The sequence below is a fragment of the Rugamonas sp. FW305-51 genome (genome assembly GCF_058786935.1).
In genome coordinates, this window is sequence record NZ_JBYSZG010000075.1 from 1 (window position 1) to 15,434 (window position 15,434).

The following is a 15,434-nucleotide window of genomic DNA, read 5'->3' on the forward strand; positions in this document are numbered from 1 at the left end:
AGTTATACTAAAAAACCCCCGTCAGCCTGAACGCGCTCAAGATCGCGCTCAGTGCAGTCGGGGGTTTTTTTTCGTCCGTATAGCCCGGGGAAGTGTGATCCGGGACGCTGCATCGGCCCCGGACTGCTCACCCATCAGAACTTGAAGTTGCCGTCATTCCGGGAAATGGTGCCGCTGCAGTTGGCCGGCGTGCTGAACTCCCGGTTGCCTGAGCTGCTAAGCTGGTTGCTTTCCCAGGTCGCCGTCGAGCCATTCCACTTCACATATTTATACTGCAGCGCCGTATTGGCCGGCAGCGTGACGGTGCCGGTCCACGGCACGTTGGCGCCGCTGCCCTGGATGGTCAGCGCAAAGCCGCTGGCGGGGGACCAGTTGCCTATCGTGGCCTGATTGCCGACCACATACAGGTTTTGCCCCATTGACGTGTTGGCGTTGGCGATCGTGAACGCCACCTGGCAAGCGCCGCCCGATGTGGTGACCGCCAATGCCGTGCTGGCCGCAGAGACATTCACCATCGCGTCGTAAGCCTGCACGGTATAGCTGTAGCTGCTGGATGCGGCGACCGTATTGTCAGTATAGCTAGTGCCTGTCGCCACGCTGGCGATTTGTGCGCCGTTGCGATAGACGTAATAGCCTGCCACCCCGACGTTGTCGGTCGATGCCGTCCAGTTGAGCGTAACCGTGTTCGAGCCGATCGCGGTGGCGCTCAGCCCCGATGGCGCGGAAGGCGCAGTGGTATCGACGTTACACGGATTGACGCCAACCGAGATCGCGCCATTTGCCACGTCGAACGTGCCGGTCCCCAGCACGTAGTTCCTGCCGCCGTTATTGTCCCAGGTGCCGGAGCCGTTGTTGAACGCTGCCTGCAGGCCCGTCGCACTGCCCAGATTGGCCGTATAGACCGTCCAGCCAGCGCAGGCCGCCGGCATGGCCACGCCCGGCACCGTGGTCCACGTGCCACCGGTTGGCGAATAGTGGATGTTGGCGCCGGCCCAGCCCGAAGGCAGTTTGTAATAGACCTTTGCCACGTTGCCCGCTGCCGTCGTGACGGAGCGCGCGGCCGACAGCGGCGACAGATTGCCCGCCGCATCCTGTGCCTTGACGGTATAGCTGTACGACGTCGCAGGTGACAGGCCACTGTCGTTAAAGCTGGTGTTCACGCTGCTGCCGGCCAGCTGGCCGTCACGATAAATCAGGTACTGCGCTACGCCGTAGTTGTCGCTGGCCGCGCCCCAGTTCAGCGTGAGCGTGGTGGAGGTGACGGCGGAAGCGGCCGGTTGGCCCGGGGCGGTCGGTGCGATGGTGTCCGGCGCCTGCGTCGTCACGCCGGCATTGGCGGACATGGCCGACCGGTTGCCCGCCGCATCGTAGGCCTGCACCGCGTAGGTATAGGCAGTGGAGGCGGTCAAGCCGCTGTCGCTGTAGCTGGCCGATGGCGTACTGCCGACCATTATGCCGTTGCGGTAGACCTTGTAGCCGGTGACGCCGACATTGTCGGTGGCGGCCGGCCAGCTCAGTCTGAGCGAGCGGTCCGTCACCTGCGTGGCGCTGATGGCGCCCGGCGTGCTGGGCGCCGTGGTGTCGATCACAAGGAAGGGATAGACGCCGTTGACGGTGCCATTGCTGTCTTCGACGAAGCCGGAGCCGGTGGCCGAGGGCGAGTAAGTGCCCGCGCCCACGTACACCTGCTGGATCTCGGAACGGGTGACATTGCCCGCGTTGTCCGTCATCTCCACGTAATAGTCCAGCAGCTGGTTGCGGTAGTTGGACAGATAGGCGTAATACAGGTCGCCGATCTCCTGCGCCGGCAATACCGACAACGTGTCGCGCGTGGTCGGTATCCACGCTACGCCGTTCATGTCGGCCTGCAGGTCGCGCACCTGCATCGGATACTCTTCCCATGCGCCCACATTCGCGGGCGTGATCGACAGGCCCGCCACCCCGGTCATGGCGGCAGGGTCGTAGACCTTGTAGGTGTCGTCGCCGGCGTCGATGTTGTTGCTGGTGTGGGCCCGCACCATGACCTTGGCGCTGGCGATGCCGGAAACGTCGTAGGCATAGGTGTAGACGGCAAAGTCCTTGCTGTAGTGCTGCACGGTCCAGCCCTCGGCCTTGGATGCGTTCACGGAACCCGGATTGTAGGGATAGCGCTGCGGCCACCAGACGGACGGCCCCGTGCGGTCCTGCGCCAGGTTCGCCTGCACGTAAGGCTTGGAGAAGGCCAGCGAATTGTTGAACGCCAGCGTGGGCTTGACGTCGTCGTCCTTGTTTTCGTCGTAGTAGCCGAAGCCGGAATCCATGGCCGGCAGCAGGAAGTACCACGCCAGTTCGGCCGGATTGGCGCCGCCGGCGTAGTCGGCCGCCGGATTGCCCTTGACGGGATAGGACATCATCCACGGATTGAGCTGGTTGCCGTTGTAGGTGATCTGGTGATCGAGCGTGGTGCTGGGCGACCAGTGGTTCGGGTGCGCGTCGAGCCAGATCTGCTCGGCCGTCCTGGCGTAGTTCATGGCCGCCTGCAGCAGCGCGAAATTGCGCTCCAGATAGTGCCAGCCGTATTCGAACGAGACGGTGGCGCCTTCCTGCACGCCTTTCAGGTTGGTCTTGGGGGCCAGGTTCAGGCCATTGATGCGGTTGAAGTCGGCGAACTGTCCTTTCCAGATCATGAACGGCAAGTGCCAGTGATACCAGGTGGGGTCGGATGACGAGTCGCGCGTGTCGACCCACGAGCCGTCCTGCACGTGCTGCACGTCGGAGGCGGGAATGGGGGACTGGCGCAGGTACTCGTCTATGCCCAGGCAGTAGCCGTTGCCGGTGCAGGTGGTGTTGTAGCCGGCCTGCCAGGTACTGAGCGCGCCGGCGCGGCCGCCCGAGTTGTCGCCGTCGTGCGCGACGACGAAGAACTGACGCGGTTCCAGCGATGCGTAAGGCGCGATCTCATCGACCGTGGTCGAGCCTTCCCAGCCTTCCAGCCAGGAGCCGTTCTGGCTGACGGGGACGCCGGCGAGCTTGCTGACGGCGCCCGTGGCCGGATCGACATAACGCACCCAGTGCGGCGTGGCGGCAAACGGGAATTTGTTGACGATCACTTGCTGCTCATGCGCCATGCCGTTGGCCACCCAGCTGCCGGTGGCCGCGGTGTTTTGCAGGTCGGCGCGGTTGGGCGGCGAGATCACGGTGTCGCCGGTGGCGTCGTAGGTGGCGTAGGGATAGTCCTTCAGCGTACGCGAATAGTGGTTGTTGCCGAGGACCGACCACTGCACGCCCAGCTTGGCCAGCGTTGGTATCAGACGCTCCGAAAATCCCAGTTCGGTCGGGAAGTAGCCCTTGGACGAGACGAAATTACCGCCCAGGAAATAGGACTGGGCCAGCGTGGCGTTCTGGAACAGTAGGTCCTTGAGGAAGTAGTCGGATCCGACCAATGGTCCCATCGAATGGTGGCCCGTGAAGTGGATGGTGTCGAGTGTGCGGAAGTTGTTGGCCGTCTTCAGCGAGCCGAAGGTGTTGGCCCAGCTTTGGCCCCAGCTGGGGTTGGAATAGCCGGCCACGTTCTGCAGCGTCTCCAGGCTTTGCACGTTGTTGATGACGGCGCCCGACATCGTGACGTGGATCTGTCCTTTGGCGCCGGACCAGTTTTGCAGCTCATTGGCCACCTGCATCGGCCAGTACTGGTAGGCGCCCGTCTTGGCATCGGGCGTGTAGTAGGTGGCCAGGTCGTCGTGCGGCATGATGCCGCCGCCCAGCGAGGCGGGCAGGTAATAGCTGTAGCCGGACGGCGGGCTGTTCTTCATGTTGATCACTTCCCCGTCGTACAGGTAGCGGATGGGGGCGCCCACGGCGGTGGCGTTGTACCTGGCCTGCACGTCGACCGCGTAGAAGGGCCAGAAGTTGGGCATGTGGTTGTGGTACACGTGGGCGGCCGGGATGGTGCCGGCCTGCGGGGCACCGGGCAAGCCGGCGGCGAATAGCGTGGCCAGGCAAACGGCCAGCGGTTTTCTGCGCAAATGCATGGGTGTATCTCCTTGAAGGTCATCACTGCGGTGGGACTGCCGGGGAATACAGCGCAACGCCGCCACGGCGCATCCGTCACGGGAACGGATGCACCTCCACAGCGCGCCGTGCAGGACGGTGCGGCAGATTGCGATGGCGATGGTTGCGGGACTGCGCATGGCGTTCCCGCCGCACCGCGCTGCGCGGGCAGCGGGTGCGGCGGGTAGCCAAGGGGTGAAGCGAACGTCTGGAACGCCGCGATGGAATGGCCGGTACTATGCCTCAGGCCTGCGGCGGGAATGCCTTACTTGGCGATCAGCACCAGGGTGCCGCGGCCGCACACCCCGTAGGATGTGTTCTCGCCGCCGATCACGTCTTCAGTGCCGGGCGTGCGCACCTGGTTGGCGCCTTCTGCCCAGCCGCAGGTGTCGGTGACGCGGTACCAGATCTTGCCGGCGCCCGGCCACGGCAGCACGAAGTTCACCGGCGAGCTCCAGGCGTTGTAGGCGACATAGATGGCCGGGCTGCTGTCGGCGAACTCGGAGCCGTCGATGCGCCAGGCGATGGCGTGGTTGGCGCTGTTGTTGAAGTAGTTGGCGTCGGCCACCGCGCCGCTGGGCTGGAACCAGCGCAGCTGCTCCATCACATTGCCGTTGTTGTCCACGCTGGAGTAGAAATTGGCCGGCCGCAGGGCGGGGTGGGCCTTGCGGAACGCGATCATGCCCTTGGCAAAGGACTGGAAATTGCTCTGGTCCGTGGTCCAGCTCCAGTTGAGCCAGTTGCCGATGGAATCGAGGTTGTAGGGATTGTTGTTGCAGTTGATGCTGCGCAGCATCTCGTCGCCGCCCGTCATCATTGGCACGCCGCCCGACAGCATCATCAGCGCCAGGCCATTGCGGGCCGCCTTGCGCTGGTCGGCCGCGATGCCGCCCTGGTCCCAGCTGTTGTTGTTGTCGTCGCCGCCGTCGCTGGGGCCGTATGGCCAGGCCTGGTTGTTGTTCTTGCCGTTGCAGCTGTACAGATCCTTGAGCGTGAAGCCGTCGTGGGCCACGATGAAGTTGACCGAGTTCCACGGCTTGCGGCCGTCGTCCGCGTACAGGTCGCTGGAGCCGGCGAAGCGGGTGGCCATGGTGCCGGTACTGACGGCAACCGTACCGAGGCCGTTCTGGCTCTGGCGCACGGTGTCGCGATAGAGACCGTTCCACTCCGACCAGCCGGACGGGAAGCCGCCCACCTGATAGGAATTGCCGCCGATGGCCCATGGTTCCGCGATCAGGTCCACGCCGCTGCCGCCGGTGGCGGGGCGCGGCGGCAGTTCGGCCACGATGCGGTTGAGGGCATTGGCCGGGTCCATCTTGTCGAAGTTGTAGCAACCGTTCTCGCAGGTGTTGCCCAGCACGGAGGCCAGGTCGAAGCGGTAGCCGTCCACGCCCAGCGTGTCGCGCCAGTAGGCCAGCGAATCGACGATCAGGTTCTGCGCCACGGGATGGTGGGTGTTGTAATTGCCGCCTACGCCGGTGTTGTCCCACGAGGACTGGTTGTCCGAGGTGAGCTCGTAGTAGGTGGGGTTATCCAGGCCGCGCATGCCGTAGATGTTGTAGGTCGAGGTGTCGCTGGGGTTCCAGGCGCCGCCTTCGCCCGTGTGGTTGTACACCACGTCGATCAGCACCTTGATGCCCTGGTCGTGGAAGGCCTTGACCATGGCCTTGAACTCGCGCGTGGGGCCGCCCGGCGTCTTGTCGGCCGCGTAGCGGCGGTCGGGGGCGAAATAGTTCAGCGTCATGTAGCCCCAGTAGTTGTCGCCCGTATCGTTGGCGCCGTTGACGTCGTTGGTGTCGTTCTGGGTTTCCTGCACCGGCAGGAACTCGACCGCCGTCACGCCCAGGCTGGCCAGGTAGGCCGCCTTCTCGCCGGCGCCCTTGTAGGTGCCGCGGTCGGCGGCCGGGATGCTGGCGTCGTTCATGGTCAGGCCGCGCGGGTGGACTTCGTACACGATGTCGTCCTTGAAGGCGCGGGTGGGCTTGATGCCGATCGATTGCGCATCGCCGGCCAGTACGATGCCCTTGGGCGCCGTGGCCCCCGTGTCGATATTGCGGTACAGGGCGCCGCTGGCGTACACGGTGCCGTCCGTCATGGCCGGGTTGACGGGATCGTGGCTCAGCTCGAGCGCGTACGGATCCGTCAGCAGCTTGTTGGGGTTGAAGCGGTTGCCGGCCGCGTCGACATCGCTGATGAAGCCGGTGGTGCTGCCCTTGCTCCAGGCCGCGTTGTAAGGCCAGTTCGGCCCCCAGGCCCGATAGCCGTAGTAGACGGTGCCCGTGATGCCGTAACCGCTCAGCGCGCTGGACGACACGGTGGTATTCCACACGCCGCCGGCGCCCTGCGTCATGACGATACGGGCCAGTTCCTGGCTGCCGCTGGCGCTGCCGTAGAGGTACAGCTCGATGCGGGTGGCGCGGCTGGAATAGATCTTGAAATTGATATTGCTGTGGCTGGCGTCATAGCTGGCGCCCAGCTGGCTGGCATTGATGGCGGCAGTGGCGGGGGCGCCGGCCAGGGAACAGGTGAACAGGGCAGCGAGGGCGAGGCGGCTGAGTTGCATGGATGTCTCCGGTCGTTTTTATCGTATGGTTATGTGCGGAACGTGGGGTGGAACTGGCGGGCGCGGCGCAGATGCGACAGGCGTGACGCGGCCTCGCGCGGGGCGATCATTTTTTCTATGGGTGGCGGTCTCCGTTGTGCTTGCCCCTTTGCGGGGTCAGACGTTATTTTCTGTACTTTTACTACCTTGCACTTCCAAAATATCATGGAAATGAGATGGTGAGGAGGGAATCTACGCTCATCAATTTAAGATGTCAACGAGTGCACGATGGATTTGACGTAGTTTTGTTACCTTGCTACATGCCAGTCAGGCGGCCCGGCGCGATGATGTGACGCAATGCAACGTATGGCCACAATTGCTGGGCAGCCCGGGCCGGGCAGTTGTATGATGCAGCAGGGCACCGTGCAAGGTGTGGCGTGTTAGTACTTTCTACAAAGGGTCTCTCCATGTCAGCTGAAGCAAAAAAATTTCGTCTGGTAACCCGTAGTGACTTTGACGGGCTGGTGTGCGCCGTGTTGCTGAAACACTTGGACATGATCGATGACATCCTGTTCGTGCATCCCAAGGATATGCAGGACGGGAAGATTGCCATCAGCGCCAACGACATCACCACCAATTTGCCGTTCGTGGCCGGCGTGCACCTGGCGTTCGACCACCACCTGTCCGAAACGATACGCAACACGGGTGAGCGCCCCAACCACATCATCCATCCCGAGGCGCCGTCGGCCGCGCGCGTGGTGTGCGACTACTACGGCGGCGCCCAGGCCTTCCCCGCCGGCTGGGCCGACATGATGGCGGCCGTGGACAAGGGCGACGCGGCCCGCTTCAACGAACAGGAAGTGCTCAATCCGCAAGGCTGGGACTTGCTCAATTTCCTGATGGACGCCCGTACCGGGCTGGGCCGCTTCCGCGAGTTCCGCATCTCGAACTACAACCTGATGATGGACCTGATCGACTATTGCAAGAATCACACGATAGACCAGATCATGGCGCTGCCCGACGTCAGGGAGCGCAAGGACCTGTACTTCGAGCACAGTGAAAAATGCAAGGAACAGATCCGCCGCTGCGCCACCGTGCACGGCAACCTGGTGGTGCTGGACTTGCGCAAGGAAGAGGTGATCTATGCCGGCAACCGCTTCATCATCTACGCGCTTTATCCGCAGACCAATATCTCCATCCACGTGCTGTGGGGCTTGAAGAACCAGAACACCGTGTTCGCCACCGGAAAATCCATCCTCAACCGCACGTCCAGGACCAATATCGGCGCACTGATGCTGGAATACGGCGGCGGCGGGCATGAGAACGCGGGCACCTGCCAGGTCGACAACGAGCGGGCCGACGAGGTGCTGGGCGCGCTGATCGCCCGCATCAACGCGGACGGCTAAGCGGGGCGGCGGGCCAACCGCCGGCGCCAGCAAAAACGGCACAGTCCGCGAAGACTGTGCCGTTTTTTTATTTCCGAATGGAAATTGTCAAGACTGATTAGAATTCTTTCTCAGGTAAGGCAATTTCATTGTTGACGCTAAACTGATAGTCCTTGAACACATGTTCCGCGCTCAGCAGCTGGTAATCGCCGCTCGGCATCTTGTGCGTGGTGTCCTTCAGGCGGTAGGTGTAGTGGCCGCAGGTCCAGCAGTTGAAGTTGCGCATGTGGGTGCACAGGCAAGTCTTGTCCATCACGACGATGTTCTTTTCGTCCGGATGGGCCGCCACTTCGCGGTTGTAGGCGTTGATGTAGGCGCAATTGCCCGTCGCATCCAGCAGGTAGCCGTACGATTCGCAGCCGGGACGGATGCCCGAGCCGATGGCCGGCGTGCTCTTGAGCATGCGCATCGGGTAGCCCGTGGGCGAGATGCCGTTGACGATGATGTCGTCCTCGGTGGCCTTGACGTATTCCTGCTTGACCTTGGCCGGCAGGCCGCACTCGTGGGTGATGGTGAAGCGGGTGGCCACCTGCACGCCCGCCGCGCCCGCTTCGAGGAAGCTGACGGCGTCCGAGCCGGTGAAGATGCCGCCGGCCGCGATCAGGGGAATGTCGAGGTTTTCCGCCTTCAGGTAAGCGAGGATCTCGGCCGTGATGGTGTGCAGGTCGTACTCGGCCCAATCCATGCCGAAGCCCAGGTGGCCGCCGGCCAGCGGGCCTTCGACGATGATGTAGTCGGGCAGGCGGTCCAGCTTGGCGTTCTTGCGCAGGAAGATCTGCAGCGCGCGCACCGACGAGACAATGATGCCCAGCTTGGCGTCGCGGAAGCGGGGATGGTCGGCCATCAGCGCGAACGAGCCGAAGTGCAGGCCGGCCGACAGCGTGATGCCGTCGATGCCCGCGTCCAGCGCCGCGTTCAGGCGCACGCGCAAGGTTTCGCGCGGGCCGTTCATGGTCAGCTTTTCCATGCAGTTGACGAAGATCAGGCCCGGGCCTTTTTTCGCTTCCATGGTGCGGCCCACGTGCAGGCGCTGGGCCTCGGCCAGCCGGCCCAGGTCGAACTGGACGACGGCCTTGTCCATGTTGTTAATGTTGAACTTGTACAGCTTGGTCTTTTCCTTGACGAAGCTGGTATCGAAGCGGCGGTCGGACACGTCCTCTACCATCGCATCCGAAATGTGGCCGATGCCACCGAGGCGGGCCGCCTCCAGCGCCAGTTCCGAAGTCGAAATATCTACACCCATTCCGCCGACCATGATGGGCACGTACTCGTTTTTGCCAAATCGCAGGCGGAAATCATCAACACGTTTCATTGCTATCCTTAGACTACCGAGGTTGGTCGCTGGGCTTGCGCACCCAGGGCTGTTGCGGTCGCGCGGCAGTACCGGCATGGAGCTCCGTTCATTCTACTCCATGCGTACTACAGCTTTGTGACGGCGCGCGCAGGCGCGCCGGAAGGCAGGGATCAGTCGCGGAAGTTGTTGAACTCGAGCGGCATGTCGGGCACATCCTTGCGCAGCAGGGCCATGGCCGCCTGCAGGTCGTCGCGCTTGGCGCCCGTGATGCGCACCGCTTCGCCCTGTATACTAGCCTGCACCTTCATCTTGCTGTCCTTGATGACACGCACGATTTTCTTCGCGGCATCAGATTCGATGCCATTCTTGATCTTGATCACTTGCTTGACCTTGTCGCCGCCGATCTTCTTGATGTCGCCTTCCTCCAGGAAGCGTACGTCGACCTTGCGCTTGGCCAGCTTGTTGGTCAGCACATCGCGCACCTGGCTCAGCTGGAACTCGGAGTCGGCAAAGGCCGTCAGCTCGTTTTCCTTCTGCTCGACGCGGGCATCGCTGCCCTTGAAGTCGAAACGGGTGGTGATTTCCTTGTTGGATTGCTCGATAGCATTCTTTACTTCGATCATATCGGCTTCGGAGACTACATCAAACGACGGCATGGTTCATTCCTCAATGGTGTGGCTGGCTGCGCGCGGCAGAGGCGCGCGCCTCAAAGACTGACATTTTAACGGACAAAGCGGGGTGCGCCCCCATATAGCCGCTGGTTTTTTACCCGATTCGCTCTATAATCGACTAAATTGATCGGTTTTCTCCATGCATCCACAGTCCGCCCTCCAGCACCAATTCCCCCTGCAGTCCCTCAACACGTTCCGTATCGCCGCCCGCGCCCAGGCTTACCTGCGCGTGGAAACACTGGACCAGCTGCGCGCCGCGCTGGCCGATCCGGCCCTGGCCGCGCTGCCGCGGCTGGTGCTGGGCGGGGGCAGCAACGTGTTGTTGACGGGCGACGTGGCCGGCCTCGTGCTGCACATCGCCCTGGCCGGGCGCGCCGTGGTGGGCAGCGACGCCAACCACCATTACGTCAAGGCGGCGGCCGGCGAGAACTGGCATGAGTTCGTACAGTGGACGGTGGCGCAGGGCATGGGCGGGCTGGAAAACCTGTCCTTGATCCCCGGCACCGTGGGCGCGGCGCCGATCCAGAATATCGGCGCCTACGGGGCCGAAACGAAAGACGTGTTCCACAGCCTGACCGTGTTCGACCCGGCCACCGGCCAGACCCGCAGCATGGATGCGGCGGCCTGCCGGTTCGGCTACCGCGACAGCGTGTTCAAGCACGCGGCGGGGCAAGGACTGATTATCGTGGACGTGACGTTCGCGCTGCCGCGCGCCTGGCAGCCCAATCTGTGCTACGCGGAGCTGGCCCAGGCCGTGGCCGAGCAAGGCCTGGCCGCGCCCACGGCGCGCCAGGTGGCCGACACGGTGATCGCGATCCGGCGCCGCAAGTTGCCGGACCCGGCCGAGATCGGCAACGCCGGCAGCTTCTTCAAGAATCCCGTGGTCGACGCGGCGCAGTGCGCGGACCTGCTGGCCCGTTTTCCCACGCTGGTGCATCACCGCCAGCCCGACGGCAGCGAAAAGCTGGCAGCCGGCTGGCTGATCGACCAGTGCGGCTGGAAGGGGCGCAGCCTGGGGCCGGCCGGCGTGTATGCCAAACAGGCGCTGGTGCTGGTCAACCATGGTGGTGCCAGCGGCGCCGACGTGGTGCGTCTGGCGCAGGCGATCCAGGCCGACGTGCAGGCGCGCTACGGCGTGCGGCTGGAGCCGGAGCCGGTGTTCGTGTAAAGCTTCGTAGCACGGCAGGTGAGCCGGCGCCGCAACGGGCGCCCGGCGCCGGCCGGATCATGGGGCGGCAGGGCGCCGCCCCGGCGCAGCATCAGAGTATCATCAGCCGAAGTGGCAGACGTAGTCCAGCGTTTCCACCGTTTCGATGTCGAAGTGGGTGTTGGCGCCCACCTGGAACTGCTGGCCCGCGCCATAGGTTTGCCATTCCGTGGCGCCGGCCTGGCGCACCTTGCACACGCCGCCGATCACTTCCATCGTTTCGGGCGCGCCCGTGTTGAAGGTCAGGCTGGACGGGAAGATCACGCCGATGGTTTTCTTGCTGCCGTCGGCAAACAGCACCGTGTGCGACACGCACTTGCCGTCGAAGTAGATGTTGGATTTCTTGATGACGCTGACCTGGTCGAATTGTGCACTCATGCTCGGTATTCCTTAAACGTGGGGAGAAACGCCTTGCAGGCTGGCCGCGCTCATGACGCGGTTGCGGCCGGCATGCTTGGCGGCGTACAGGGCCTGGTCGGCCAGCTCCAGCAAGCCCTCGGCGCTGCCCAGCGGCGACGGCACCACGCAGGCCACGCCGGCCGACAGGGTGACGCAGCCGAATTGCGGCGCTTGCGGGCTGGGGATGGCCAGCTGTTCCAGGTGGCGGCGGCATGACTCGGCGACGGTCAGTGCGCCGGTCAAATCCGTTTCGGGCAGGATAATGGCGAATTCTTCGCCGCCGTAGCGCGCGACCAGGTCGGCCGGGCGCTTCAAATGTTCGGTCAGGACGGCAGCCACTTTTTTCAGGCACAAATCGCCCGCGGGATGGCCATGGCTGTCGTTGTAGATCTTGAAGTAGTCCACGTCGCAGATCATCAGCGACACGGGCTGGCGGTCGCGCTGGCTGCGCTGCCATTCCAGCTGCAGCGTCTCGTCGAAGCGGCGCCGGTTGGCGATGCCCGTCAGCCCGTCCAGCGCGGCCAGCTTCTGCAGCTCGATATTGGCCGCGGCCAGCTGGCGCTGGCTCTCGCGCAGGAAGCGGAACGCCTGGTCGCGCTGCAGGCGGCTGATATGGCCGTTGGCGTGGTAGCGCACGCGCGCCAGCAGTTCCAGCCGGTCCGGCAGCTTGACCATGTAGTCGTTGGCGCCGGTGGCAAAGCTGTGGGCCTTGAGCTTGGGGTCTTCCTTGGCCGACAGCACGATCACGGGCACATGGCGCAGCGTCTCGTCGGCGCGGTATTGCTGGATCAGCGTAAAGCCGTCCGTATCGGGCATCACCAGGTCCTGCAGGATCACGGTCGGCTGCAGCCGGCGCGCCACCTCCAGCGCGCCGGCGGCGCTGGTCTCGTAATGGAATTCGATGTCGGGCAGGTCGCCCAGCATGCGCCGCACGGCTTCTGCGATGATCAGCTGGTCGTCCACCAGCAGCACCCGCACCTTGTAGGCGGTGAGCGCCGGTTCCTGTTCGGCGTAAGGGGGTATCACATCGGACATCGTGTATCTCTTTGCTGAACTGGTTGCTGATCCATGGGCTGGCGGCTACGGTTTGGCACCGGTGGTGCTGCGCAGCAGCGCACCGATGCGTTCCAGCGGCAGCACCAGCTGGGCCGCGCCCAGCTCGGCCGCCGCACGCGGCATGCCGTACACGGCGCAACTGGCCTGGTCCTGGGCGATGGTGGTGTGGCCGGCGCGGCGCATGGCCAGCAAGCCGTCGGCGCCGTCGCGCCCCATGCCGGTCAGCAGCACACCGATCGCCGCACCGCGCCAGTGCTGGGCCACGCAGTGGAAGAACACATCCACCGAGGGCCGGTAGGCATAGTCGCGCGGAGCTGCATCGTACCCCAAGCGCCGGTTTTGATCCAGCGTTAAGTGGTCGTTGCTCTTGGCGATGAGTACGGCGCCCGGCTGCAGTTCGTCGCCTTCCTCGATGGCCCGCACCGGCATGGCCAGCTGCTCGCCCAGCCAGCTGGCGAAGTTGTCGGCGAAGTTCTGGTCGATGTGCTGCACCACCACGATGGCGCAGCTGGGCGGCGCCGTCCAGCCGGCCAGCATGGTGGCCACGGCCGACGGCCCGCCGGTGGAGGCGCCGATGGCCACCAGCGTGGTGACGGCCGATGGCGCGGCCGGCTGGCCGTTGACGCCCCTGGGCAGCATGGCCTGGCTGCCGCCGCTGTGGCGTATCAGCTTGTCCATGGTGTGGATCTTGGCCAGCAGCTCGGCGTCGCCACCGGAGCGGCCCTGCAGCATGGGCGTGGCCGTCACGTCGAGCGCGCCGGCGCCCAGCGCCCGGAACACCTGGTTGACGTTGTCCTGCGGCTGGCCCGTCACCACCAGGATGGCGCAGGGCGACTGCTCCATGATCTGGCGCGTCGCTTCCACCCCGTCCAGCTCGGGCATGTTCAAGTCCATCAGGATCAGGTCGGGGCGGCTGGCGGCGCACATGTGCACCGCCTCCAGGCCGGTACGGGCGATCCACAGCACCTGGTGTTCGGCGGTGCTGGCCACCACCCGGCGCAGCGCCTCGGCCGCCATGGGCACGTCGTTGGCGATGGCGATCTTCACAGTTGCGCCTCGCCGATCAGGTCGGACACGGCGTCGAGCAGCGTCTCGTCGTGGAAGCTGCCCTTGGTCAGGTAGTAGTCGGCCCCGGCCGACAGCCCGCGCGCACGGTCTTCCGGCCGGTCCTTGTAGGACACGATCATCACGGGCAGCTTGTGCAGGTGGAGGTCCTTCTTGATCAGCGTGACCAGTTCGATGCCGTCCATGCGCGGCATGTCGACGTCGGTGATGACCAGGTCGTAGTCGCCGCTGCGCACCACGTTCCAGCCGTCGATGCCGTCGATCGCCACGTCGACCAGGAAGCCGCGTCCCAGCAGCAGCTTGCGTTCCATCTCGCGCACGGTGAGCGAATCGTCCACCACCAGGATGCGCTTCATGCGGCGCCGGCCCGCATGGTCGGCCCGTGCCAGCTGGTGCAGGCTGCCCTCGTGCAGCAGCTTGTCGATCGACAGCAGCAGGTCCGGCACGTCCAGGATCAGCACCGGCTCGCCGTCGTCGAGCAGGGCGGCGGCCGAGATGTCGCGCATCTTGCCGAAGATGGGGTCGATGGCCTGCACCGCCAGGCTTTGCTCGCCGCGGATGGCGTCCACCACCAGCGCGTAGCGCCGGGCGCCGCTGCCGATCACCACCACCGGCAAGTCCTCGCTGCCCGCTTCCATTTCGCCCAGTTCCAGCACCTGGGCCGCCGACACCAGGCCCAGATGCTCGCCGCCGAAGTCGAAGAACTGCTTGTTTTCCAGCGTGTGGATGGCCGCCGGCGCCACCTTGAGCACGCGTTCGACCTTGACGATGGGGATGGCGTAGGTCTCGCCCTTGATGTCGGCCACCAGCGCGCGCACGATGGATTGCGTGAGCGGCAGCGTGATCGAAGTACGGAAGCCCTGGCCCAGTTCCGATTCGAGCCTGACGGTGCCGTTCTGCTCGCGGATGGTCTCGTGCACGATGTCCAGCCCCACGCCGCGGCCGGAGATTTCGTTGGTGCTGTCCTTGAGGCTGAAGGCGGGCAGGAACAGGAATTCGAGCAGCTCGGCCGGCGACAGGGCGGCCGCCATCTGGGGCGCGGCCATCTTGCGGGCGACGACGGTGGCGCGGATTTTTTCCAGGTCCACGCCGCGCCCGTCGTCGTGGATCTCGATGCTGAGCATGCCGCCCCGGTGGCGCGCCTCCAGCACGATGGTGCCGGTGCCCGGCTTGCCGGCGGCGATGCGCTCGGCCGGCGTCTGCAGGCCATGGTCGACGGCGTTGCGCAGGATGTGGTTGAGCGGACTTTCGATGCGGGCCAGGATGTCGCGGTCGACCAGCGTGTCCTCGCCGACGATCTCCAGGTGCGCCTCCTTGCCCAGGCCGCGTGCCAGGTCGCGCACCATGCGCGGGAAGGCCTGCACGCCGTCGCGGAAGGGGCGCATGCGCAGCGTCAGCACTTCGTCCACCATGTTCTGGGAGACGGCCAGCATGCGCCGTTCGTAGGCTTCGACGTCGGCGATGTGCTCGAGCAGGAATTGCTTGAGCGGGTGGGTCTTCTGCAGTGCCAGCAGCGACTTTTCCTTCAGGCTGGCGTCGTGGCTGTCGGCGATGGCTTCGTGCAGCTGCTCGACCAGCGAGAACAGGCTGCTCTGGTTGCGTTTGAAGCGCTGCAGGTCCTGGATGAACGGATGCATCTGGTGCGCGTTGATGCGCGCCTCGCTGGCCAGCGACAGCAGGCGGTCGAAATTCTGGGCCGCCTTGAGCGGGGCGGGCTGGCGGGGCG

General features: G+C 64.6%; 10 protein-coding genes. 2 read left to right on the plus strand and 8 right to left on the minus strand.

What is annotated here, in order from left to right; translation table 11 throughout:
• Positions 1-134: 134 nt before the first annotated feature.
• Together AC3WOS_RS27420 and AC3WOS_RS27425 are read right to left on the minus strand one after the other, a co-directional pair.
• Positions 135-4,010 (minus strand): carbohydrate binding domain-containing protein, encoded by a 3,876-nt coding sequence (locus AC3WOS_RS27420; protein WP_492720332.1) that lies wholly within the window; start codon positions 4,008-4,010, stop codon positions 135-137.
• A 284-nt stretch (positions 4,011-4,294) separates the two neighbouring features.
• On the minus strand, positions 4,295-6,592 hold the full coding sequence (locus AC3WOS_RS27425; RefSeq protein WP_492720334.1) for a glycogen debranching protein: 2,298 nt from the start codon (positions 6,590-6,592) through the stop codon (positions 4,295-4,297).
• A 446-nt stretch (positions 6,593-7,038) separates the two neighbouring features.
• Here AC3WOS_RS27425 and AC3WOS_RS27430 point away from each other — a divergent pair, with 446 nt between their 5' ends.
• Positions 7,039-7,977 (plus strand): exopolyphosphatase, encoded by a 939-nt coding sequence (locus AC3WOS_RS27430; RefSeq protein WP_492720335.1) that lies wholly within the window; start codon positions 7,039-7,041, stop codon positions 7,975-7,977.
• A 97-nt stretch (positions 7,978-8,074) separates the two neighbouring features.
• Here AC3WOS_RS27430 and AC3WOS_RS27435 read toward each other — a convergent pair whose 3' ends face one another.
• Together AC3WOS_RS27435 and AC3WOS_RS27440 are read right to left on the minus strand one after the other, a co-directional pair.
• Complete coding sequence (locus tag AC3WOS_RS27435; protein ID WP_492720337.1) at positions 8,075-9,328, minus strand: nitronate monooxygenase; 1,254 nt, start codon at positions 9,326-9,328, stop codon at positions 8,075-8,077.
• Between the two features lie 152 nt (positions 9,329-9,480).
• Positions 9,481-9,966: a YajQ family cyclic di-GMP-binding protein gene (locus AC3WOS_RS27440; RefSeq protein WP_492720339.1), complete on the minus strand. Its 486-nt coding sequence runs from the start codon at positions 9,964-9,966 to the stop codon at positions 9,481-9,483.
• A 154-nt stretch (positions 9,967-10,120) separates the two neighbouring features.
• Here AC3WOS_RS27440 and murB point away from each other — a divergent pair, with 154 nt between their 5' ends.
• Positions 10,121-11,149 carry a UDP-N-acetylmuramate dehydrogenase gene (murB, locus tag AC3WOS_RS27445; protein ID WP_492720341.1) on the plus strand — a complete coding sequence of 343 codons (1,029 nt, stop codon included), beginning with the start codon at positions 10,121-10,123 and terminating at the stop codon, positions 11,147-11,149.
• A 102-nt stretch (positions 11,150-11,251) separates the two neighbouring features.
• Here murB and ppnP read toward each other — a convergent pair whose 3' ends face one another.
• The 4 genes from ppnP to AC3WOS_RS27465 form a co-directional block, all read right to left on the minus strand.
• Entirely contained in the window at positions 11,252-11,566 is a 315-nt protein-coding gene (ppnP, locus tag AC3WOS_RS27450) for a pyrimidine/purine nucleoside phosphorylase (protein ID WP_492720343.1), read from the minus strand.
• Positions 11,567-11,578: 12 nt separating this feature from the next.
• On the minus strand, positions 11,579-12,622 hold the full coding sequence (locus tag AC3WOS_RS27455) for a diguanylate cyclase domain-containing protein (RefSeq protein WP_492720344.1): 1,044 nt from the start codon (positions 12,620-12,622) through the stop codon (positions 11,579-11,581).
• Between the two features lie 45 nt (positions 12,623-12,667).
• Complete coding sequence (gene cheB / locus AC3WOS_RS27460) at positions 12,668-13,690, minus strand: chemotaxis-specific protein-glutamate methyltransferase CheB (RefSeq protein ID WP_492720346.1); 1,023 nt, start codon at positions 13,688-13,690, stop codon at positions 12,668-12,670.
• A partial coding sequence (locus AC3WOS_RS27465) for a hybrid sensor histidine kinase/response regulator (protein WP_492720348.1) occupies positions 13,687-15,434 on the minus strand: 1,748 nt, incomplete at its 5' end. The genes AC3WOS_RS27465 and cheB, both read right to left, overlap by 4 nt.